The following is a 22,006-nucleotide window of genomic DNA, read 5'->3' as shown; positions in this document are numbered from 1 at the left end:
CGGCGTCCTCCTCAGACGCCGGCGAGGTCGGCGGCGGCCGGCTTGCGCGGGCCGGTGGCCGTCTCGTCGGCCTCGGGCAGGCGCAGGTGCTCGGGCACCTCGAGGTCGTAGAGCCGCGCGGCGTTGAGGCCGAGCACCTTCTTCTTCACCTCGGTGGTCAGCGGGGCGTACTCGGTCATGTCCTCGGGGATCTGGAAGTCCACGAAGCGCTCGACCAGCCACGTAGGCGTCCACAGCGCGTAGTCGCTGGAGAAGAGGATGCGGTCCTCGCCGAGCCAGTAGGTGAGCTCGCCCATGATCTGCGCGAAGTACCGCGGCCGGGTGTGGATGAACGGGATGGCGACCGCCAGGCCCGCGTACACGTTGGGCTCCTGGGTGGCGATCCAGCAGAAGTCCTCCAGCCGGGGCAGGCCGCAGTGCTCCACGACGAAGTTGAGGTCGGTGAAGTCGGTGGCCGCGTGGTCGACGTCGGCGACGTCGAAGGCGTCGCGGTCCAGCGGGCGGATCGTCGGGCCCTTGTGGATGTGGACGTTCCTGATGCCCAGCTCGCGGCAGAGCTCGAAGTAGCGGTAGGCCATCGGGTCGGTGAGCTTCCAGCCGCGCGACTCGCCGTGCCAGTCGGCGGTGTAGAGCTTCACGCCCTTGAGGTGCATGCGCTCGGCGTTGGCCCGCAGCGCGTCCAGGCCGTTCTCGCCGTCGCGCGGGTCCCAGTAGTGGTTGTAGGTCAGCTTGTCCGGGTGGGCCTGGGCGAGGGCGAACGCCTCCTCGGTCTGCCCGAAGCCGCGGTGGTAGAACTCGGCCAGCCGGGCCGGCTGGAAGACGGCGTGGTCGACGATCCCGTCGGCGAACACGTCGCGCATCAGCCGCTCGCCGCCCTGGTAGAGGTACTCCTCGTAGGACCACACCTCCGACTCCGGGCTGAGGTTGCGGTGGTAGTCGTAGAAGCAGTCGATGAACTGCTTGCCGTGGACGTTGCGCTGGTTGTCCGGCCGCGCGTCCCACAGGGCGATGTGGGAGTCCACGACGTAGTACTGCTCGCCGTCCTTGCTGTACATCCGGTGCCTCCGTCGGCTCGGTGTGGTTCAGGTCACCCTGCTGGCCCACGACGCTAGGCAGCCCGCCGACCTGCGGACAGACGTCCGGTGTCTCACTTCGGTACACCGGGCCGGCCGTGCAGGGGCGTACATTGCGTGGTCTGCGCCACAGCCCCGTCCTCCCCGTTCCACGCCGGCCAGCCCAGCCGGCCTCCCGTTCCGGAGGGACCCGTGGACGACCTGCCGGCCTCCCGCGGCCTGCTCGCCGACCCCGCGTTGGCCGGCCGGGCCGGCGCGCCGCGGCTGCGCGCGTCGTGGCAGCGCAGCCAGGGCTACGGCGTCCCGCCGGACGAGGTCATCCCGGTCTTCACCGGCTCGCCGGACACCGGTTGCCTGCTCTACGAGTGCGCGCACCGCGTGCTCTCCGACCTGCAGTCGACGATCGCCAACGAGCCGGTCAGCCTGATGGTCGCCGACTCCGAGGGGCTGGTGCTGGCCCGGCTCGGCGACGACCCCGGCATCCGGCGGTCGCTGGACCGGGTGCACCTCGCGCCGGGGTTCACCTACAGCGAGCGCAACGCCGGCACCAACGGGCTGGGGCTCTCGCTGGCCGACCGGGCGCCCTCGCTCGTGCGGGCCGGCGACCACTACTGCGCCGACCTGCGCGGCTACACCTGCGCCGCCGCGCCGGTGCTCGAGCCGGTCACCGGTGAGCTGGCCGGCAGCATCAACCTCACCACCTGGTCGGAGTCCTCCTCCGACCTGCTGCTGGGCCTGGCCCAGACGGCGGCGGCGGCCACCAGCGCGCTGATGCTCGTGCGCGCGGGCGGGCGCACGGTGCGCCCGACGCCGCGCGGCGAGGTCTTCTCCGTCGTCCGGAGCTCGGTGGCTCCCGACGACGGCGACCCGTGCGTCTCGGCCGGCTGGCAGGGCGCGCTCGGCGAGGCGGCCCGGGCGATCACCGCCGGGCGGGTGCTGGCGGTCGTGGGCGAGGGCGGGGCGGGCAAGGCGACGCTGGCCGCGCTGGCGCGGCGGCGGCTGGGCGGGCGGCAGCGGCTGCTGCACGCCCGCGCGCCGGAGGGCGGCGAGCTGACCGCACCCGGGTCCGGCGAGGCCGCGGCCTGGCTGGAGCTGTGGACGCCGGAGCTGCGCGACCCCGACACCTGCGTCATCGTCTCCGGCCTCGCGCACCTGCCCGCCTGGGCCGCCGGCGACCTCGCCCAGGTCCTCGCCGCCGCCCGCCGCGCCGGCCGGCCGCAGCCCTTCGTGCTGGCCGCGCCGGTGTTCGCCGCGCTCCCCGACCCGCTGGCCCGGCTGGTCGAGGCCGTGGTCGAGGTCCCGCCGCTGCGCGCACGCACCGACGACGTGCTGCCGCTGACCCGCTGGGTGGCCCGCCAGGAGCGCCACCGGGAGGTCGACCTCACCCCGCGCGCCGCCCGGGCGCTGGAGGCCTGCGCGTGGCCGGGCAACGTCCGGCAGCTGCGCCGCGTCGTCCGGGACGCCGCCGCCCGCGCCGACGTCGTCGACGTCCACCACCTGGCGCCGGAGGTGCTCGACGGCAGCACCCGGCCGCTGTCGCGGCTCGAGCGGCTGGAGCGTGACGAGATCGCGCGGTGCCTGACCGAGCCGGCCACCACGATGACCCGCGTCGCCGAGGAGCTCGGCATCGGCCGGGCCACCCTCTACCGCAAGATCGCCCAGTACAAGATCAGGGTGCCGCCCCGGACGTCGTGAGCCGGCAGGTGCCGTGTCGGGGAAGCCCGACAGCGGACCGGCCGGGCAGCAGGATGGGACCGTGACGCCCCCGCCGCCAGGCTCGTCGGCATGAGCACCGACACCGCCGTCCTGCCGCCGACGACCCCTCCGACACCCGCGCCGGCCCGGCCGCCCGACCGGCTGCGCGCCCTCGGCGTGGACACCGCCTACAACCTGGTCACCTTCCCCGTCGCGATCGTCGCCTTCGTCGTCGTCGTGACCGGCCTGGCCCTCGGCACCGGCCTGCTGGTCGTCTGGGTGGGCCTGCCCGTCCTCGCCGTCACCCTGGTCGCCGCCCGCGGCCTGGCCGGCGCCGAGCGCGCCTGGCTGCCCGCCGTCCTCGGGACGCCGCTGCCCCACCCGGCCTACCGGCGCGCCGCCGGCGGCACCGTCGCCCGGGTGCTGACGCCGGTGCGCGACCCGCAGACCTGGCTCGACGCGCTGCACGCCGTGGCCCGCTTCGCGCTGTCGATCGTGGCGTTCACCGTGACCGTGACCTGGTGGTCGGTCGCCCTGGGCGGCCTGACCTACGGCCTGTGGGACTGGGCGCTGCCCGAGCCCGCCGGCACCCCGGACAACCAGGACCTGCTGGAGCTGGTCGGCCTGGAGACCTCGTCGCTGCGGCGGATCCTGCTCTACGCCGTGGTCGGGCTGCTGTTCGCGGTGACGCTGCCGTTCGTGGTCCGCGCCGTCGCCCTGCTGCAGGCCCAGCTCGGCCGGGTGCTGCTGACCTCCCGCGCGGCCACGCAGGCCGAGCTCGGCCGGCTCGCCGAGGGCCGGGACGCCGCCGTCGCCGCCGAGGCGGTCTCCCTGCGCCGGCTGGAGCGCGACATCCACGACGGGCCGCAGCAGCACCTGGTCCGCCTGGGCATGGACCTCTCCCGCGCGCAGCGCCAGCTCGACCGCGACCCCGCCGCCGCCCGCACGACGATCGGCGAGGCCGCCGGCCTGGCCCGCGAGGCCCTGGAGGAGCTGCGCGCGCTCTCCCGCGGCATCGCCCCGCCGGTCCTCGCCGACCGCGGCCTGGCCGCCGCCCTGGCCGCCGTCGCGGCGCGGTCGCCGGTGCCCGTGCAGCTGGCCGTCGACCTGCCGCCGGAGCGGCTGGCGCCGGCGGTGGAGAACACCGCCTACTTCGTGGTCAGCGAGGCGCTGGCCAACGTGGCCAAGCACAGCGGCGCCGCGGCCTGCCAGGTGGTGGTGGTCGCGGTGGGGCCGGCGCTGCGGGTCACCGTGGAGGACGACGGCCCCGGCGGCGCGGTGCTCGTGCCCGGGCACGGGCTGGCCGGGCTGGCCGACCGGCTGCGCGCCGTCGACGGCGTCCTCACCGTCGACAGCCCGCCCGGGGGGCCGACCCGGCTGGTCGCGGAGCTGCCGTGCGGGTCGTGATCGCCGACGACTCGGTGCTGCTGCGCGAGGGGCTGGTGCGCCTGGTCGAGGAGGAGGGCAGCGAGGTGGTCGCCGCCGTCGGCGACGGCCCCTCGCTGGTCCGGGCGGTGGCCGAGCACCGCCCGGACGTCGCCGTGGTCGACGTCCGGATGCCCCCGACGCACACCGACGAGGGCCTGCGCGCCGCGGTCGCGGCGCGCACCGCCGTTCCCGGGACCGCGGTGCTGGTGCTGTCCCAGTACGTCGAGGTGGCCTACGCCGACGAGCTGCTCGCCGACGGCCGCGGCGGGGTCGGGTACCTGCTCAAGGACCGGGTGACCGACCTCGACGCCTTCCTCGCCGCGCTGACCGGGGTGGCCGCCGGCGGCACCGTGCTCGACCCGCAGGTGGTCGCGCAGCTGTTCGCCCGCCGCCGCGCCGACGACCCGGTGCGCCGGCTGACCCCGCGGGAGCGCGAGGTGCTGGAGCTGATCGCCGAGGGGGCCTCCAACGCCGCGATCGCCCGCCGGCTGGTGGTCACCGGCGGCGCGGTGGAGAAGCACACCCAGCGGATCTTCGCCAAGCTCGGCCTGGCCCCCGACGAGGACCGCAACAGCCGCGTGCTGGCCACCCTCGCCTACCTGCGCTCCTGACGACTAGTCCTCCTCCGTGCGGTAGCCGAGGTTGGGCGAGAGCCAGCGCTCGGCCTCCGCCAGCGTCCAGCCCTTGCGCCGGGCGTAGTCCTCGACCTGGTCGCGGCCCAGCCGGCCGAGCACGAAGTAGCGCGACTGCGGGTGGGAGAAGTAGAGGCCGCTGACCGCCGCGCCCGGCCACATGGCCATGCTCTCGGTCAGCTGCAGCCCGGTGGTCGCCTCGACGTCGAGCAGGTCCCAGATCGTCTGCTTCTCGGTGTGCTCCGGGCAGGCCGGGTAGCCCGGCGCCGGCCGGATGCCCTGGTACCGCTCGGCGATGAGCGCGTCGTTGTCCAGGTGCTCGTCGGCGGCGTAGCCCCACAGCTCCCGCCGCACGCGCTCGTGCAGCCGCTCGGCGAACGCCTCGGCCAGCCGGTCGGCCAGCGCCTCGAGCATGATCGCCGAGTAGTCGTCGTGGTCGGCCTTGAAGGCGGCCACCCGCTCGGCCGCGCCCAGCCCGGCGGTGACGGCGAACGCGCCGACGTGGTCGCGCAGCCCGCTCCCCCGGGGCGCCACGAAGTCGGCCAGCGACTTGCGCGGGGAGCCGTCGCGGCCCTCGGTCTGCTGCCGCAGCTGGTGCAGCACCGCGCGCACGGCCGTCCGTGACTCGTCGGTGTAGACCTCGACGTCCTCGGTGCCGTCCACCCGGTTGGCCGGGAACAGCCCGACGACGCCGTTGGCGGTCAGCCACCGCTCCTCGACGACGCGGTCGAGCATGGCCTGGGCGTCGGCGAACAGCCGGCGGGCGGCCTCGCCGGTGGTCGGGTTGTGCAGGATGTCGGGGAAGCGGCCGCGCATCTCCCAGGCGTTGAAGAACGGCTGCCAGTCGACGTACCGGCGCAGCTCCTCCAAGGGGTACTCGGAGAAGACCCGGGTGAACCGGGTGACCTCGCCGTGCCGGTGGTCGCAGCCCGGTCCGGCGCACACGTCGCGGCTCTGCTGCGCGAGCACCCTCGGCCGCGGCGGGGTGTAGGACGACCAGTCCAGCCGCGGCGCGGCGGCGCGGGCGGCGGCCAGCGGCAGCAGCGCCCGGCTGTCGGTGCGGGCCGCGTGCCGCTCGCGCAGCGCCTCGTACTCCGTCTCGACCGAGGCCAGCAGGCCCGGGCGCTGCTCGTCGGACAGCAGCGCGGCCACGACCGGCACCGACCGGGAGGCGTCCTTCACCCAGATCACCGGGCCGTGGTAGCGCGGTGCCACCTTGACCGCGGTGTGCGCGCGCGACGTCGTCGCCCCGCCGACGAGCAGCGGGACGTCGAAGCCCTGCCGCTCCATCTCCGCGGCCAGGCCGACCATCTCGTCCAGCGACGGGGTGATCAGACCCGACAGGCCGATGACGTCGGCGCCCTCCGCCTTGGCGGTGTCGAGGATCTTCTGCGCCGGCACCATGACGCCGAGGTCGACGACGTCGTAGTTGTTGCACTGCAGGACGACGCCGACGATGTTCTTGCCGATGTCGTGGACGTCGCCCTTCACGGTGGCCATGACGACCTTGCCGTTGCTGCGCTCGGCGTCGCCGGGCTGCTTCTCCGCCTCGATGAACGGGATGAGCCAGGCGACCGCCTTCTTCATCACCCGCGCGGACTTGACCACCTGCGGCAGGAACATCTTCCCGGCGCCGAACAGGTCGCCGACGACGTTCATGCCGTCCATCAGCGGGCCCTCGATGACCTCGATCGGTCGCCCGCCGCGGGCGCTGATCTGCGCGCGCAGCTCCTCGGTGTCGGCCTCGACGAACTCGTCGAGGCCCTTGACCAGCGCGTGGGTGATCCGCTCGCCCACCGGCAGCGCGCGCCACTCCTCGGTGGCCGCCTCCTCCGCCGCGCCGGAGGCGGCGTAGTCCCCGGCGACCTCCAGCAGCCGCTCGGTGGCGTCGGGGCGGCGGGCCAGGACGACGTCCTCGATCCGGTCCCGCAGCTCCCGCGGCACCTCCTCGTAGACCTCCAGCGCGCCGGCGTTGACGATGCCCATGTCCATGCCGGCCGCGACGGCGTGGAAGAGGAACACCGCGTGGATGGCCTCGCGGACGCGGTCGTTGCCGCGGAAGGAGAACGAGACGTTGGAGACGCCGCCGGAGACGAGCGCGCCGGGCAGGTTCTGCTTGATCCAGCGGGTGGCCTCGATGTAGTCCAGCCCGTACCGGGCGTGCTCCTCGATGCCGGTGGCCACGGCGAACACGTTGGGGTCGAAGATGACGTCCTCGGCCGGGAAGCCGACCTGGTCCACCAGGACGTCGTGGGCGCGGCGGCAGATCTGCTGCCGCCGCTCGAGGCTGTCGGCCTGCCCCTGCTCGTCGAAGGCCATGACGACGACGGCGGCGCCGTAGCGGCGGCACAGCCGGGCCTGCTCGACGAACTCCGCCTCGCCGTTCTTCAGCGAGATCGAGTTGACGATCGACTTGCCCTGCAGCTGCTGCAGCCCGGCCTCGATGACCTCCCACTTGGAGGAGTCGACCATCACCGGCACTCGGCAGATGTCGGGCTCGGCGGCGATCAGCCGGGTGAAGCGGGTCATCGCCGCGACCCCGTCGATCATGCCCTCGTCCATGTTGACGTCGATGACCTGCGCGCCGGCCTCGACCTGCTGGCGGGCCACGGCCAGCGCGGTCGCGTAGTCGCCGTCGCGGATCAGCCGCCGGAAGCGGGCCGACCCGGTGATGTTGGTGCGCTCGCCGACGTTGACGAACAGCGAGTCGGCGTCGACGGTCAGCGGCTCCAGGCCCGAGAGCCGCAGCGCGGGCCGCCGGACCGGCGGCGTGCGCGGGGCCGCGCCCGCGACGGCGGCGGCGATGGCGGCGACGTGCTCGGGCGTGGTGCCGCAGCAGCCGCCGACGAGGTTGACGAAGCCGTCCTCGGCGAAGCCCTGAAGGATACCGGCGGTCTCGGCCGGCGCCTCGTCGTACTCGCCGAAGGCGTTGGGCAGCCCGGCGTTGGGGTAGCAGGAGACGAAGGTGTCGGCGACGCGGGCCAGCTCGGCGACGTAGGGCCGCATCTCCGCGGCACCGAGCGCGCAGTTGAGCCCGACGGCCAGCGGGCGGACGTGGCGCACCGAGTTCCAGAACGCCTCGGTGGTCTGCCCCGACAGCGTGCGGCCCGACGCGTCGGTGATGGTGCCGCTGACGATCACCGGCCAGCGGCGGCCGCGCTCGTCGAACAGCGTCTCCAGCGCGAAGACCGCGGCCTTGGCGTTGAGGGTGTCGAAGACCGTCTCGACCAGCAGCAGGTCGGCGCCGCCGTCGACCAGGCCGGTGGCCTGCTCCAGGTAGGCGGCGACCAGCTCGGGGAAGGTGACGTTGCGGGCGCCGGGGTCGTTGACGTCGGGCGAGATGGACGCCGTCCGGCTGGTCGGGCCCAGCGCCCCGGCGACCCAGCGCGGCTTGTCCGGCGTGCGCGCGGTCATCGCGTCGGCCTCGCGGCGGGCCAGCCGCGCGGCCGCCACGTTGATCTCGTGCGCCAGCTCCGACATGCCGTAGTCGGCCAGTGAGATCGCCGTCGCGTTGAAGGTGTTGGTCTCGATCAGATCCGCGCCGGCCTCGAGGTACTCGCGGTGGATGCCCGCGACCAGCTCGGGCTGGGTGAGCACGAGCAGGTCGTTGTTGCCCTGGACGTCGCGGTGCCAGCCGGCGAACCGCTCGCCGCGGTAGCCGGCCTCGCTGGGCCGGTCCCGCTGGATCGCCGTCCCCATCGCCCCGTCGAGCACCAGGATGCGCTGCTCGAGCAGAGCGGTCAGCTCCGCCGTGGCGTCGGGGCGGGGGGACGGGGCGTCGGTCACGGGCATCCTCGGGGTGGGTCGACGGCGGGCCGGGCCTGTCGCAGCAGCAGCGCGCGCGGCGCCGCGTGTGTTCCGCGGGCCATCCTCCCATCCCGCGCCACCCCGGCAGGACGGCGCGACCGACGTAGGCTCGCAGGGGTGATCGACCCGAAGTCCGCCTCCGAGGACCTGCCCCAGCTGAACCAGCCGGTGGTGGTGGTCGCGTTCGAGGGCTGGAACGACGCCGGGGACGCCGCCACCGGGGCGCTCGAGCACCTGGAGCTCATCTGGGACGCCACCCCCCTCGCGGCGCTCGACCCCGAGGACTACTACGACTTCCAGGTCAACCGGCCCACCGTCTCCCTGGTGGGCGGGGTGAGCCGGCGCGTGGAGTGGCCGACGACGCGCGTCTCGGTGGCCCGCCCGCCGGACAGCGACCGCGACGTCGTCCTCATCCGCGGCATCGAGCCCAACATGCGCTGGCGCGGCTTCTGCGAGGAGCTCATCGAGCTGTGCCACGAGCTCGACGTGCAGACCGTCGTCGCCCTCGGCGCGCTGCTCGCCGACACGCCGCACACGCGGCCCACGCCGGTCAGCGGGTCGGCCTACGACGACGAGTCCGCCCGCGCCTACGGCCTGGAGACCTCCCGCTACGAGGGCCCGACCGGGATCCTCGGGGTATTCCAGGACGCCTGCGTGCAGGCCGGGCTGCCGGCGGTGAGCTTCTGGGCCGCCGTTCCGCACTACGTCTCCCAGCCGCCCTCGCCGCGGGCGACCGTCGCGCTGCTGCAGCGCGTGGAGGAGGTGCTGGAGGTGGCCGTGCCGCTCGGCGCGCTGCCCCAGCAGGCCGACGAGTGGGTCAAGACCGTCGACGAGATGGCCCAGGAGGACGCCGAGGTCGTCGAGTACGTCCGCTCGCTGGAGGAGCGGGCCACCCAGAGCGACCTGTCCGAGGCCAACGGCGACCAGATCGCCCGCGAGTTCGAGCGCTACCTGCGCCGCCGGGGCTCCTCCCCCAACTGAGCGCTCCTCGGCCGTCGTCCCCCGGCGATGGTCGGGTGGTGCAGGCAGGAGTTGGGGATAACGGTCGGGGACGCCGCACTGCCGGTGGTGCTCGTCCATCGCCGGTGCTGCAGCGCCCGCAGTGCGCGAGGAACGCCGGCAGTGCGGCGGTCCGGCCCCGCTCCTGGAGCACTCCTCGTCCTCCTGGAGCGCTGCAGCGCCCCGGGAGGACGGACGGCACCCCAGGAGACAGCACCCCGGGAGTGACGGCGAGGGCTCAGGTGCGCAGCAGCGGGGCCATCCGGGCGGCGGCGTCGTCGGCGAAGAGCCGGTCGTGGGTGGCCAGCGCGAACCGGTCGGTCATGCCGGAGACGTGGTCGACCACCTGGGTCACCGGGTCGGCCGCGGTGTCGCGGTAGGTCGCCGGGATGAGCTCGGGGTGGGCGAGGTGGTGGTCGACCAGCCGGCGGATGACGTCGACGGCGAGCTGCTTCTGCCCCGCCGCGGTCTCCGAGGCGTACACCCGCTGGAACATGAACGCCCGCAGCTCGTGCATCGCCGCCAGCGGCCCGGCCGCCATGACCACCGCTCCCCCGTCGGCCAGCGACCCCGCGACGACGGCGTCGACCATCGCACCGACCATCTCGCTGCCGGGCTCGCCGAACACCGCGCGGGCGCGGGCGGGGAGGTCGGGTACCCGCAGCACCCCGGCGCGGACGGCGTCGAGCGCGTCGTGCGAGAGGTAGGCGATCCGGTCGGCGTACCGGACGCACTCCCCCTCCCGCGTCGCCGGCGGCGGGGTGATCTTCCAGCTGTGCGCGCGGATGCCGTCGCGCACCTCCCAGGTGAGGTTGAGGCGCTCGAGCACCTCGACGATCCGCACGCCCTGGGCCGCGTGGTGCCACCCGCCGGGCACGTAGGGGTCGAAGGCGTCCTCGCCGATGTGCCCGAACGGCGAGTGGCCGACGTCGTGACCGAGCGCGATCGCCTCGGCGAGGGTCTCGTTGAGCCCCAGCGCCCGGGCCAGCGAGCGGGCCACCTGGGTCACCTGCAGCGTGTGCGTGAGCCGGGTGACGAAGTGGTCGCCGTCGGGGTTGAGGAAGACCTGCGTCTTGTGCTTGAGCCGGCGGAAGGCCTTGGCGTGCAGGATCCGGTCGCGGTCGCGCTCGAAGGCGGTGCGCAGCCGGTCCTCGGGCTCGTCGACGGCGCGGCCCCGGCTGGCCGCCGAGCGCGCCGCGGCCGGGGCGAGCCCGGACTCCTCCGCCTCGCGCCCGGCGCGGTCGGTGAGACGGAACCCCCCGGCCGCGTCACCACCCAGGGACCCGCCCGGCATCACCCCTCCTGCGGCGCAGCGCCGAGCAGGTCGATGCCCAGCAGCGCGTCGACGGCGTCGGCCACCACCACCGGCGCGCCGTCGTCGACCTCGTCGTCGGGGCCGGCCGCCAGCGTCCGCGCGGCCCACGCGTCGACGACGGCGATGGCGCCGGGGCTGTCGAGGTCGTCGGCCAGCCGCTCGCGCAGCCCGGCCAGCACCGGCGCCGCCGGGGCGCCGGCGTCGCGGGCGACGGCCTGCCGCCAGGTGGCCAGCCGGGCCTCGGCGGCGGCCAGCAGGTCCGGCGTCCAGGCCCGGTCGGTGCGGTAGTGGCCCGACAGCAGCGCCAGCCGGATGGCCATCGGGTCGACGCCCTCGCCGCGCAGCTTGGAGACGAACACCAGGTTGCCGCGGCTCTTGCTCATCTTCTCGCCGTCCAGGCCGATCATCGCCGCGTGCACGTAGGCCCGGGCGAAGGGCTTGGTGCCCGCCAGGGCCTCGGCGTGGACGGCGGAGAACTCGTGGTGCGGGAAGACCAGGTCGCTGCCGCCGCCCTGCACGTCGAAGCCCATGCCGATGGTGTCCAGCGCGATGGCGGCGCACTCGATGTGCCAGCCGGGGCGGCCGTCGACGCCACGCGGCCCGGGCCAGGACGGCTCGCCCTCACGGCGACCGCGCCACAGCAGCGGGTCGAGCCGGTTGCGCTTGCCCGGGCGGTCGGGGTCGCCGCCGCGCTCGGCCGACAGCGCCAGCATGGTGGCCTCGTCGTAGCCGGACTCCTCGCCGAAGCCGGGCGCCTGGGCGATGTCGTGGTAGACGTCGCCGGTGCCGTCGTCGAGGACGTAGGCCAGGCCCTCGTCGAGCAGCGTCTCGACGTGCCGCACGATGCGCGGGATGGTCGCCACCGCACCCACGTAGTCGTCGGGCGGCAGCACCCGCAGCGCCGTCATGTCCTCGCGGAACAGCGCCGTCTCGCGCATGCCGAGCACGACCCAGTCCTCGCCGTCGCGCTCGGCGCGCTCGAGCAGCGGGTCGTCGATGTCGGTGACGTTCTGCACGTAGTGCACGGCGTGCCCGGCGTCCCGCCACACCCGACTGACCAGGTCGAAGGCCAGGTAGGTGGCGGCGTGGCCGAGGTGGGTGGCGTCGTAGGGCGTGATGCCGCAGACGTACATCCGGGCCACCCGGTCCGGCGCGGTGGCCACGACCTCTCCCCGGGCGGTGTCGAAGAGCCGGAGGACGGCGCCGGCACCCGGCAGGGTCGGCAGGAGCGGGGCGGGCCAGGCGAGCACGGGCAGGAGCCTAGTTGCGCGGCCGGGACCGCCCCGCGGACGCCGCCCCAGGTGGGGACGGCGCCCGCGGGGGCGGAGGGGTCCCTACTCCTGGTCGTCGTCGTCGACCCAGTCCAGGGTGCGGGTGACCGCCTTCTGCCACTTGCGGTAGAAGCGGTCGCGGGTGGCGTCGTCCATGGCCGGGGCCCAGCGCTTGTCCTCGGCCCACTGGCTGCTCAGCTCGTCCTCGTCGGCCCAGAAGCCGACCGCGAGGCCGGCGGCGTAGGCCGCGCCGAGCGCCGTCGTCTCGGCGATCCTGGGCCGGACGACGTCGACGCCGAGGATGTCGGCCTGGAACTGCATGAGCAGCTCGTTGACCACCATGCCGCCGTCGACCCGGAGCTCGGTGAGGTCCACCCCGGAGTCGGCGTTCATCGCCTCGACCACCTCGCGGGTCTGGTAGGCGGTGGCCTCCAGCACCGCCCGGGCGATGTGCCCGCGGTTGACGTACCGGGTGAGCCCGACCAGCGCGCCGCGGGCGTCGGAGCGCCAGTGCGGGGCGAACAGGCCGGAGAACGCCGGGACGAAGTAGGCGCCGCCGTTGTCCTCCACCGAGCGGGCGACGGCCTCGATCTCGCCGGCGCCGCCGATGAGGCGCAGGTTGTCGCGCACCCACTGCACCAGCGACCCGGTGACGGCGATCGAGCCCTCGAGCGCGTACACCGGCTTGCGGTCGCCGATCTGGTAGCAGACCGTCGTCAGCAGGCCGTTCTTCGACGCCACCGCCTCCTCGCCGGTGTTGAGCAGCAAGAAGTTGCCGGTGCCGTAGGTGTTCTTGGCCATGCCGGGCGAGAAGCAGACCTGGCCGAAGGTGGCCGCCTGCTGGTCACCGAGCGAGCCGGCGATCTTCACGCCGGCCAGCGCGCCGGCCTTGCGGCCCTCGCCGTACACCTCGGAGTTCGACCGGATCTCCGGCAGCATCGACACCGGGATGCGCATGTCGGCGGCGATCGACTCGTCCCACGCCAGCGTGCGGTAGTCCATGAGCATCGTGCGGGAGGCGTTGCTGACGTCGGTGATGTGCTGCCCGCCGTCGGTGCCGCCGGTCATGTGCCACAGCAGCCAGCTGTCGATGGTGCCCATGAGCAGGTCACCGCGCTCGGCGCGCTCGCGGGCACCCTCGACGTTGTCCAGGACCCAGGTCACCTTGGGCCCGGCGAAGTAGGTGGCCAGCGGCAGGCCGACCTTCTCCTTGTAGCGGTCGGCCCCGCCGCCGAGCTGCACCGAGCTCGGTGACGATGCGGTCGGTGCGGGTGTCCTGCCAGACGATGGCGTTGTAGACCGGTTCGCCGGTGGTCTTGTCCCAGACGACGGTGGTCTCGCGCTGGTTGGTCAGCCCCACCGCGGCCAGGTCGGTCCCGGTCAGGTCCGCGCGGGCCAGCGCCTGGCCGACGACCTCGCGGACGTTGGCCCAGATCTCGAGCGGGTCGTGCTCGACCCACCCGGCGCGCGGGAAGATCTGCTGGTGCTCCTTCTGGGCGACGGCGACGACCGCGCCGGCGTGGTCGAAGACCATGCAGCGGGTGCTCGTCGTGCCCTGGTCGATCGCGGCGATGTACTGGCTCACGGGGTCCTCCGGTGCGTCGTTGCAGGTGAGGGGTGCAGGTGAGGGGTGCAGGTGAGGGGTGCAGGTGAGGGGTGCGGGCGAGAGGAGGCAGGGGCGGGTCAGAAGACCTGGGAGACCAGGCCGGCGAGCACACCGCCGACGATCGGGCCGACCACCGGGACCCACGCGTAGCCCCAGTCGTTGCCGCCCTTCTTGGGGATGGGGAGCACCGCGTGCGCGACGCGGGGCCCGAGGTCGCGGGCGGGGTTGATGGCATACCCGGTGGGTCCGCCGAGGGAGTTGCCGATGCCGACGACGAGCAGGGCGACGGCAAGCGGGCCGATCTCCGAGGGCGTGTTGCCGAACTTGAGGACGACGTAGACGAGCACGAAGGTGCCGATCGCCTCGGTGACGGCGTTCCAGCCGTAGCTGCGGATCGCCGGGCCGGTGGAGAACGTCGCGAGGATCTCCCCCGGGTCGCCGTGGGCGGCGTAGTGCCGCTGGTAGGCCAGCCAGGCGACGACGGCGCCGAGGAACGCCCCGATGAACTCGCCGGCGAAGTACACCAGCGTGTTGCCGAAGGTGACGGCGACGCCGGGGGCGTACTCGTCGGCCCCGGACGCCCACAACCCGAGCGTGACCGCCGGGTTGAGGTGGCCGCCGCTGCGGTAGGCGCCGTACACGCCGATGAAGACGCCGAGGCCCCAGCCGAAGTTGATGAGCAGCCAGCCGCCGCCCTGCCCCTTGGACTCGGTGAGCAGGACGTTGGCGACGACACCGACGCCCATGAGCAGCAGCAGGCCGGTGCCGAGCACCTCGGAGAAGAAGACGGAGGTCAGTGACACCCTGGAGACACCTCTCTGTGTCCGGTTGTGCCTTGGTGAGATCCCACCCGGGCGGGTGAGTCGTGCGGGGCCCGGGGAACACCTCCCTCCGGTGGGGACGGACGACGTGGTCGGGTCTGCGGCCGGGCCGCCGGTCGCGGCGGCCCGGCCGTGGTCCTCAGGAGGCGCTGGCGAAGGGGGTGATCTCCGGCGCCTGCAGCCGGGCGGCCTCGGCGGAGTCGTCGTCGGGCATGGCCTCGGCGGCCCGCTCGGCCTCCACCCGCGCCAAGTAGGTGGCGATCTCCCGCTCCACCTGGGCGTCGTCCCAGGCCAGCAGGCCGGCCATGAGCGCGGCGGCCGGGCGGGCCGACGCCGTCCCCCGGTCGGCCTGCTCGTAGGACAGCCGGGTGCGGCGGGTGAGGACGTCCTCCAGGTGCAGCGCCCCCTCGGCGGTGACGGCGTAGACGACCTCGGCGCGCAGGTAGTCCGGCGCCCCCTCCAGCGGCCGGCCGAGGTCGGGGTCGGCGTCGACCAGGGCGAGCACCTCGTCGACGAGGCTGCCGTAGCGGTCGAGCAGGTGCTCGACGCGGGTCTCGGTCCAGCCGTGCGCGGCGGCCAGGTGGCTCTTGCGGTTCCACCGCACCCGGTAGCCGTCGGCACCGACCAGCGGCAGCTCCTCGGTGAGGGAGGCGGGGACCGCGGCGTCGGGGTCCTCCCCGGGTGCCCGGTCGGCCAGCGCCATGTCCACGACGTCGCGGGCCATCACCCGGTAGGTCGTGTACTTGCCGCCGGCGATCACGGTCAGCCCGGGCCGGACGGTGGCCACGGTGTGCTCGCGGGAGACCTTCGTCGTCGAGCCGCTGCCGTCGTCGACCGGCTGCAGCAGCGGACGCAGGCCGGTGTAGACGCCGAGGACGTCCGCGCGCGTCAGCGGGCGGGTCAGGACGGCATTGGCGTGCTCGAGCAGGTAGTCGACGTCGGCGGCCGAGGCGACCGGGTGGTCCTTGGCGAGGTCCCAGGGGGTGTCGGTCGTGCCGATCACCCAGTGGGTGGGCCACGGGATGATGAACAGCACGCTCTTCTCGGTGCGCAGGATGAAGCCGTCCTCGCCGGCGATCACGCTGCGCGGCACGGCGATGTGCACGCCCTTCGACGCCCGCACGGTGAGGCCCTGGGCGCGGAAGAGCTCCTGGGTCTGGTCGGTCCACACGCCGGTGGCGCCGACGACGTGGCGGGCGCGGATGGTGAGCTCGCGGCCGGTCTCCAGGTCGACGGCGCGCACGCCGGCCACCCGGCCGCCCTCCTCGAGGTAGCCGGTGACCTGGGTGCGGCTGGCCGCCAGCGCGCCGTGGCCGACGGCGGTGCGCACGAGCACCTGCACGAGGCGGGCGTCGTCGACCTTGGCGTCCCAGTAGCGGATGGCGCCGATGGCGACGTCGTCGCGCAGCGACGGGGCCACCCGCCGCAGCGCCTTCTTCGACAGGTGCCGGTGCAGGGGGACGCCCCGGCCGCCCACGCGGCCCAGCAGCCCGCCGAGGGTGTCGTAGAGGGCGATGCCGGCGCCGGTGTAGACCCGCTCCCACACGCGGTGGCGCAGCGGGTAGAGGAAGGGCACCGGGTGCACCAGGTGCGGGGCGAGGCGGCCGACGAGCAGTCCGCGCTCGTGCAGGGCCTCGTGCACGAGGGCGAAGTCGAGCATCTCCAGGTACCGCAGGCCGCCGTGGACGAGCTTGCTGGCCCGGCTGGAGGTGCCCGAGGCCCAGTCGCGCTGCTCGAGCAGCCCGACGTCGAGACCCCGGCTGGCGGCGTCGAGGGCGGCGCCGGCGCCGGTGACCCCGCCGCCGATGACGAGGACGTCGAGGGTCTGGCCGGCCATGCGGTCGAGCGCGTCGCTGCGGTTCTGCGGTGACAGGGCGGTGGGCACGGTGGCACTCCTGGGTGGTGCGCTGGGACCCGGCGCTGGTGCCGGCTCCCCGGAACAGGGGGAAACCTCCCGCTGTCGTGCGTCTCGGGCAAGAGGGCTGCACGTCTGTGCACGTGCGGACTACCGTCGATCGGGTCGGCAGCGCGTCGGCGGGGAGGACGGCGATGTCGGGGGATGACCGGGTCGAGCGGGTGGCCCGCCGGTACTGGCTGGACAGGGCCACGATGGAGGAGATCGCCGTCGAGGAGGGTGTCTCCCGGTCGACGATCTCCCGCGCCCTTGACATCGCGCGGGCGACGGGGGTCGTCTCGGTGTCGGTGAACCCCGTGCACGGACGTGCAGCCGCCATGGCGGTGGAGCTGGGCCACCGGCACGGCGTCTCGGCGCGCGTGGTCGCCGTGCCGGACGACGCGCCCGACCTCACCCGGTTGCGCCTGGTCGCCGCCGAGACCGCGGCGGTGCTCGACGAGGTCATGGCGCCGGGGTCCACCCTCGGGCTGGCCTGGGGCACCACCACCAGCGCCGTCGGCGAGCACCTGCGTGCCCGGCCGCTGCGCGACGCGCACGTCGTCCAGCTCAACGGGGCGATGAACACCCACAGCAGCGGCGTCGGCTACGGCAGCGACGTCCTGGGCCGGTTCGGCCGGGCGTGGGACGCGCAGGTGCACCACTTCCCGGTGCCGGCCTTCTTCGACCGGCCCGAGACCCGCCAGGCGATGTGGCGCGAGCGCAGCGTGCGCCGGGTGCTGGGCATCCAGCAGGCGGCCGACGTCGCCCTGTTCGGCATCGGCGCGGTGGCCGGCGCGGTGCGCTCCCGGGTGTACGCCGAGGGCTACCTGACGGCCGGGGACCGCGCCGACCTCGCCGCCGCCCACGTCGTCGGGGACGTGTGCACGGTGTTCCTGCGCGCGGACGGCTCCTGGGACGGCATCCCGCTCAACGCCCGCACCAGCGGCCTGCTGCCGCCGGCGCTGCGCCGGGTCCCCCGGCGGGTGTGCGCCGTCGCCGGCAGCAACAAGGTGGTCGGGCTGGCCGCGGCGCTGGCCGGCGGGCTGGTGACCGACCTGGTGCTCGACGAGCGGACGGCGCAGGAGCTGCTGGCGCGCCGCCCGGTCCCGAGGCCCCCGGCGCTGTGGAGCCGCTGACCCGTGCGGGGCTAGCGTCGGGCACCCCGTCCCGCGAGGAGGCGTCCGTGGAGCCGTTCGCGTACCTGCCGGAGCTGCGCCGGGCCGACGCCCGCTTCGCCGACGCCGCGGCCGAGGCCGTGCTGGCCACCGGGTGGGCCGCCCCGGTCCCCGGCTGCCCGGGGTGGACGCTGGCCGACCTGGTGTGGCACCTGGGCTCGGTGCAGCACTTCTGGGCGTGGGTGGTGCGCACCCGCGCGCCGGACCCCGGCGGGTACGACACGCCGCGCCGCCGTCCCGACGACGAGCTGCTGGGCTGGTCGGCCGGGCAGTCCGCGGAGTTGGAGACCGTGCTGGCCGCCGCCGACCCCGCCGAGCGGGTGTGGACGTGGGCGCCGCGGCACGACGTCGCCTTCGTGCTGCGGCGGCAGGTGCACGAGGCGGTCGTGCACACCGTCGACGTCGAGCAGGTGCTCGGCGACGTCCGGCCCGTCCCCGCCGACGTCGGTCTCGACGGGCTCGACGAGTGGCTGGAGGTGGTCGTGCCCGGCGTCTTCCCCGACGGCCCGCCCGAGGGCGCGCACCCGGTGGTGCTGCACGCCATCGACGCCGGGGTCGAGCGCACGCTGTTCGCCGGCAGCCGGCCGTGGCCGGTCGCGACGGTGCGCGGGAACGCCGGTGACCTGCTGCTGGCCGTCTGGCGGCGGGTGCCGCTGGAGGTGCTCACCGTCGACGGCGACGGCCTGCAGGCGGCCGCGATGATCGACCGGGTGCGCCTCGACTGAGGAAGGACCTCCCTGCCCCCCCGCCGCTCGCGAGCTCGCAGCGGGACCCTGCAGGGAGGCCGCCGTCCTCCTCCGCCTGCGTTGCCTCAGGGCCAGGTGACGGCGTGCCGGTCGAACTCCTCGCCGGTCTGCACGCCGACCACGCAGAACACCAGCCCGGCCGGGTCGAGCATCTGCCAGAACGAGCCCATGTCGCGGTGGCGGGTGGCCCCCAGCGCCTCCAGCCGCGCCACCTCGGCCGGGACGTCGTCGGTCTCGACGTCGACGTGCCAGCGCGGCGGCGTCCCCGCCCCGGTGCGCTGCACCTCGAGGTGGACGCCGTCGGCGAAGCAGCCCAGCGAGGCCCAGTCGGCGTCCGTGGCGTCCGGGACGGCGGCCCGCCCGGTCGCACCGGCCCAGAACGCGGTGCCGGCGGCGTGGACCTCCGGTGGCAGGTCGAGCAGGAGGATCGCCAGTCGGCTCCGGTGCGCCATGCGCGGGATGCTGCCCGCCCCACCGACGGTGGGGCTAGAACGGCGGCCAGGGCAGCGCCGGCCAGTCGCCGCTGGGTTCGGGGTGCAGCTGGGTGCGCAGCATCTCGGCCACCCGCTGCTGGGTGCAGCGCACCTCGCGGCGGGTGAGGTGCTCGTGCAGCGCCTCGCCGAGGTCGCCGCGCAGGTCGTCGGCCAGCCGCTCGAGCACGGCCAGCGCCTCCAGCGGCAGTGGCTTGCCCGCCCAGCGCCACAGCAGCGTGCGCAGCTTCGGGTCGGTGGAGAAGCAGATGCCGTGGTCGACGCCGTACACGTGCCCCGACGACGTCGGGATGATGTGCCCGCCCTTGCGGTCGGCGTTGTTCACCACCGCGTCGAAGACGGCCATGCGGCGCAGGCCGGGGTGGTCGGAGCGCACGAACCGGTGCAGGTCGACGTCGGGGTCCCCGTCGATCCACAGCTGCACCATGCCGGGGCCGAAGGGGCCCTCGCGCAGCACGGTGGGCGGCACGACCGACCAGCCGGTGGCCTCGCTGACCAGCGCCGCGGACACCTCGCGCCCGGCGAGGGTGCCGTCGGGGAAGTCCCACAGCGGGCGCTCGCCGGCCACCGGCTTGTAGACGCACTCGGCCTCGAGGGCGGCGGTGCGGATGGCGCCGACGAGGGTGACGTTGCTGGCGTCCAGCATGCGGCCCTCGAGGTCGATCTCGCCCTCGAGCAGCAGGGTCCGCATCTCGGCGTCGTCGGCGGGGGCGCGCAGCCCGGCCGCGGGGTGTTCGGTCATCGCCGGTCCGGTACCCGGTTCAGCGGCGGTAGCCGTTCTGCCGGGGGCACACGTGCCCGGTGGGGTCGAGCGGCAGCGAGCACAGCGGGCAGGAGGGCCGGCCGGCGGCGACGACGCGGCGGGCGCGGGCCACGAAGGAGCGCGCGGCACCGGGCGTGATGGTGACCCGCAGCGCGTCGGGGCCGTCCTCGGCGTCGGAGAGGATCGCGTCCTCGTCGACGGGCTCCTCGCCGGCGGCCACGGCCTCGACGACGACGGCCTGCGCCTCGCCGTCCCAGGCCAGGCCCATCGCGGCGACGCGGAACTCCTCGTCGACCGGCGCGGTGAGCGGCTCGAGGTCGTCGACCTCGGCCTGGGCGGGGACGACGGTGCCGGGCCGGGTGGCGATCTCGTCGAGCAGCTCGTCCATGCGCTCGGCGAGCACCTGGACCTGCGACTTCTCCAGCGCGACGCTGACCACGCGGCCCTCGGCGTCGGAGGCCTGCAGGTAGAAGGTCCGCTCCCCCGGCTGGCCGACCGTGCCGGCGACGAACCGGGACGGGCGGTCGAAGCGGTAGACCTGGCGGGACACGCGATCAGGTTACGCGGGGCCGCCGACACCGGCGCCGACCGTCAGGTCACGGCCGCGCCGGCCCCGCCGCCGACCACGGCGTCGGAGTCGGCCTTCCGGCGTCGCCGGCCCTTCCTCCTGGGCGGGATCAGCGCGGTGACGTCCCCGCCGGTGTCGTTGACGCGCAGCACGAACGGGCGGGTGTCGGTGTAGCTGACCACCGAGATCGACGCCGGGTCGACCACGATCCGCTGGAAGGCGTCCAGGTGCAGGCCGAGGGCGTCGGCGAGGACGGCCTTGATGACGTCGCCGTGGCTGCAGGCCAGCCACACCGCGTCGGGGCCCAGGCGGGCGTTCCACTCGCGGACGGCGGCCACCGCGCGGGACTGGGTCTGCGCGAGCCCCTCCCCCTCGGGCCCGGGGAACACCGCCGCGGAGGGGTGCTGCTGCACGACCTTCCACATGGGGTCCTTGACCAGCTCCTTGAGCGGACGGCCGGTCCAGTCGCCGTAGCGGGCCTCCCCGAGCCGCTCGTCGGTCTGCAGCTCCAGGTCGCGGCCGGCGAGGACGGCGCCGGCGGTCTGCCGGCAGCGGTCCAGGGGGCTGCTGACCACCGCGGCCAGCGGCACGGGCGCCAGCCGGGCCCCCACCGCCGCCACCTGCGCCTGCCCGCTCTCGTCGAGCTCGACCCCCGGCGTCCACCCGGCGAGCACGCCTCCCGCGTTGGCGGTCGTCCGGCCGTGCCGCAGCAGGATGACGGTGGTCACGCGGTGGAGCCTAGGGCGGCGTCCCGGACCGCGCCGTCCCTCGGCGGAGCACGGGCGCCGCCCGTCCTCCCCCACCGCAGCGCGTCCTCCCTCACCGCGCACCGTGCGGGAGGACACGCGACGATCAGGTTCCCTGATCGTCGCCGCCCCCTCAGGAGGGGGGGAGCACGCCGACGCCGACGAGGGCCAGCAGCGCCAGGCCGAGCACCACCCGGTACACGACGAAGGGCGTGAACGTGCCGCGGTCGAGGTAGCGCAGCAGCCAGGCGATGACCGACAGGCCCACGGCGAAGGCGATCACCGTGGCCAGCAGCGTCGGCCCCCAGCTGACCGTCTCGCCGGCCACCTCGCCGGTCAGCGACTCGTACACCTGGAACAGACCCGAGGCGAGGACGGCGGGCACGGCCAGCAGGAAGGAGTACCGCGCTGCCGCGGCCCTGGTGTAGCCGAGGAAGAGCCCCATCGTGATCGTGCCGCCCGAGCGGGACACGCCGGGCACCAGGGCCATCGCCTGGGCCAGGCCGAACAGCAGCCCGTCGCGCACCGTCAGGTGGCGCAGCTCCCGGCGCTTGCGGCCGACCCGGTCGGCCCAGTACAGGACCAGGGAGAAGGCGACCAGCGAGATGGCCACGATCCGCAGGTCGCGCAGCGTCGTCTCGATGTCGTCCTGGAAGAGCAGGCCGAGGACGCCAATCGGGATGCTGCCGACGATGATCAGCCAGCCCGTGCGGGCGTCGGGGTCGCTGCGGCGGGAACGGTCGAACAGCGCCCGCAGCCAGGCGGCGATGATCCGGCCGATGTCGCGCCGGAAGTAGAGCAGCACCGCGGCCTCGGTGCCGATCTGCGTGATCGCGGTGAACGCCGCGCCGGGGTCACCCCAGCCGGCGGCCTCGCCGACCACCCGCAGGTGGGCGCTGGAGGAGATCGGCAGGAACTCCGTCAGCCCCTGCACCAGCCCCAGGACGACCGCCTCGAACCAGCCCACCGCCGGTCA

19 protein-coding genes are annotated in these 22,006 nt (G+C 74.7%); 6 read left to right on the top strand and 13 right to left on the bottom strand.

The features are described 5' to 3' along the window. Positions 1-11: 11 nt before the first annotated feature. Entirely contained in the window at positions 12-1,055 is a 1,044-nt protein-coding gene (locus ACWIZO_RS20435; RefSeq protein ID WP_448639464.1) for an amidohydrolase family protein, read from the bottom strand. Between the two features lie 210 nt (positions 1,056-1,265). Between ACWIZO_RS20435 and ACWIZO_RS20430 the strand changes: the two genes are divergently transcribed. From ACWIZO_RS20430 to ACWIZO_RS20420, 3 genes are all read left to right on the top strand, one after another. After that, positions 1,266-2,768 (top strand): helix-turn-helix domain-containing protein, encoded by a 1,503-nt coding sequence (locus ACWIZO_RS20430; RefSeq protein ID WP_448639463.1) that lies wholly within the window; start codon positions 1,266-1,268, stop codon positions 2,766-2,768. A gap of 90 nt (positions 2,769-2,858) precedes the next feature. Further along, positions 2,859-4,175: a sensor histidine kinase gene (locus ACWIZO_RS20425; RefSeq protein ID WP_448639462.1), complete on the top strand. Its 1,317-nt coding sequence runs from the start codon at positions 2,859-2,861 to the stop codon at positions 4,173-4,175. After that, positions 4,163-4,807, top strand: coding sequence for a response regulator (locus ACWIZO_RS20420; RefSeq protein ID WP_448639461.1), 645 nt, complete (start codon positions 4,163-4,165; stop codon positions 4,805-4,807). The genes ACWIZO_RS20425 and ACWIZO_RS20420 overlap by 13 nt, the downstream gene beginning before the upstream one ends. A 3-nt stretch (positions 4,808-4,810) precedes the next feature. On the opposite strand, the gene metH is transcribed toward ACWIZO_RS20420, so the two are convergent. Next, positions 4,811-8,614 carry a methionine synthase gene (metH, locus tag ACWIZO_RS20415; protein ID WP_448639460.1) on the bottom strand — a complete coding sequence of 1,268 codons (3,804 nt, stop codon included), beginning with the start codon at positions 8,612-8,614 and terminating at the stop codon, positions 4,811-4,813. A gap of 138 nt (positions 8,615-8,752) precedes the next feature. Here metH and ACWIZO_RS20410 point away from each other — a divergent pair, with 138 nt between their 5' ends. Further along, a complete protein-coding gene (locus ACWIZO_RS20410) occupies positions 8,753-9,616 on the top strand; it encodes a PAC2 family protein (protein WP_448639459.1) in 864 nt (287 codons plus the stop codon). A gap of 256 nt (positions 9,617-9,872) precedes the next feature. Here the strand turns inward: ACWIZO_RS20410 and ACWIZO_RS20405 are convergent, their stop codons facing one another. From ACWIZO_RS20405 to ACWIZO_RS20380, 6 genes are all read right to left on the bottom strand, one after another. Next, a complete protein-coding gene (locus tag ACWIZO_RS20405; RefSeq protein ID WP_448639458.1) occupies positions 9,873-10,928 on the bottom strand; it encodes an HD domain-containing protein in 1,056 nt (351 codons plus the stop codon). Then, positions 10,928-12,199, bottom strand: a complete 1,272-nt coding sequence (gene mshC / locus ACWIZO_RS20400) for a cysteine--1-D-myo-inosityl 2-amino-2-deoxy-alpha-D-glucopyranoside ligase (protein ID WP_448639457.1) — start codon at positions 12,197-12,199, stop codon at positions 10,928-10,930. Before mshC ends, ACWIZO_RS20405 begins: the two co-directional genes overlap by 1 nt. A gap of 84 nt (positions 12,200-12,283) precedes the next feature. Further along, positions 12,284-13,411: an FGGY family carbohydrate kinase gene (locus ACWIZO_RS20395; RefSeq protein ID WP_448642980.1), complete on the bottom strand. Its 1,128-nt coding sequence runs from the start codon at positions 13,409-13,411 to the stop codon at positions 12,284-12,286. Further along, positions 13,329-13,805 (bottom strand): FGGY family carbohydrate kinase, encoded by a 477-nt coding sequence (locus ACWIZO_RS20390; RefSeq protein WP_448639456.1) that lies wholly within the window; start codon positions 13,803-13,805, stop codon positions 13,329-13,331. Before ACWIZO_RS20390 ends, ACWIZO_RS20395 begins: the two co-directional genes overlap by 83 nt. Before the next feature lie 98 nt (positions 13,806-13,903). Next, positions 13,904-14,629, bottom strand: a complete 726-nt coding sequence (locus tag ACWIZO_RS20385) for an MIP/aquaporin family protein (protein WP_448639455.1) — start codon at positions 14,627-14,629, stop codon at positions 13,904-13,906. Positions 14,630-14,786: 157 nt separating this feature from the next. Beyond that, entirely contained in the window at positions 14,787-16,532 is a 1,746-nt protein-coding gene (locus ACWIZO_RS20380) for a glycerol-3-phosphate dehydrogenase/oxidase (RefSeq protein WP_448639454.1), read from the bottom strand. A 164-nt stretch (positions 16,533-16,696) separates the two neighbouring features. Here ACWIZO_RS20380 and ACWIZO_RS20375 point away from each other — a divergent pair, with 164 nt between their 5' ends. Continuing rightward, positions 16,697-17,677, top strand: a complete 981-nt coding sequence (locus tag ACWIZO_RS20375; RefSeq protein WP_448639453.1) for a sugar-binding transcriptional regulator — start codon at positions 16,697-16,699, stop codon at positions 17,675-17,677. A gap of 47 nt (positions 17,678-17,724) precedes the next feature. Continuing rightward, complete coding sequence (locus tag ACWIZO_RS20370; RefSeq protein WP_448639452.1) at positions 17,725-18,441, top strand: maleylpyruvate isomerase family mycothiol-dependent enzyme; 717 nt, start codon at positions 17,725-17,727, stop codon at positions 18,439-18,441. Positions 18,442-18,527: 86 nt separating this feature from the next. On the opposite strand, the gene ACWIZO_RS20365 is transcribed toward ACWIZO_RS20370, so the two are convergent. The 5 genes from ACWIZO_RS20365 to ACWIZO_RS20345 form a co-directional block, all read right to left on the bottom strand. Continuing rightward, positions 18,528-18,914, bottom strand: coding sequence for a VOC family protein (locus ACWIZO_RS20365; protein ID WP_448639451.1), 387 nt, complete (start codon positions 18,912-18,914; stop codon positions 18,528-18,530). 34 nt (positions 18,915-18,948) lie between these two features. Continuing rightward, on the bottom strand, positions 18,949-19,695 hold the full coding sequence (locus ACWIZO_RS20360; RefSeq protein ID WP_448639450.1) for an SCO1664 family protein: 747 nt from the start codon (positions 19,693-19,695) through the stop codon (positions 18,949-18,951). A gap of 19 nt (positions 19,696-19,714) precedes the next feature. After that, positions 19,715-20,266, bottom strand: coding sequence for a DUF3090 family protein (locus ACWIZO_RS20355; protein WP_446760553.1), 552 nt, complete (start codon positions 20,264-20,266; stop codon positions 19,715-19,717). Positions 20,267-20,307: 41 nt separating this feature from the next. After that, positions 20,308-21,012 (bottom strand): histidine phosphatase family protein, encoded by a 705-nt coding sequence (locus ACWIZO_RS20350; protein ID WP_448639449.1) that lies wholly within the window; start codon positions 21,010-21,012, stop codon positions 20,308-20,310. Between the two features lie 151 nt (positions 21,013-21,163). Then, positions 21,164-21,997: an undecaprenyl-diphosphate phosphatase gene (locus tag ACWIZO_RS20345; protein WP_448639448.1), complete on the bottom strand. Its 834-nt coding sequence runs from the start codon at positions 21,995-21,997 to the stop codon at positions 21,164-21,166. Positions 21,998-22,006: the final 9 nt, after the last annotated feature.

Source organism: Geodermatophilus sp. URMC 63 (assembly GCF_053502565.1).
This window is presented reverse-complemented; position numbering and strand designations above follow the sequence as displayed.

Excerpts from the sequence above, each read along its gene's own strand:
- ACWIZO_RS20435 (WP_448639464.1), bottom strand. The coding sequence starts at position 1,055 with ATGTACAGCAAGGACGGCGAGCAGTACTACGTCGTGGACTCCCACATC.
- ACWIZO_RS20425 (WP_448639462.1), top strand. The coding sequence starts at position 2,859 with ATGAGCACCGACACCGCCGTCCTGCCGCCGACGACCCCTCCGACACCC.
- ACWIZO_RS20405 (WP_448639458.1), bottom strand. The coding sequence starts at position 10,928 with ATGCCGGGCGGGTCCCTGGGTGGTGACGCGGCCGGGGGGTTCCGTCTC.
- ACWIZO_RS20375 (WP_448639453.1), top strand. The coding sequence starts at position 16,697 with ATGTCGGGGGATGACCGGGTCGAGCGGGTGGCCCGCCGGTACTGGCTG.
- ACWIZO_RS20365 (WP_448639451.1), bottom strand. The coding sequence starts at position 18,914 with ATGGCGCACCGGAGCCGACTGGCGATCCTCCTGCTCGACCTGCCACCG.
- ACWIZO_RS20360 (WP_448639450.1), bottom strand. The coding sequence starts at position 19,695 with ATGACCGAACACCCCGCGGCCGGGCTGCGCGCCCCCGCCGACGACGCC.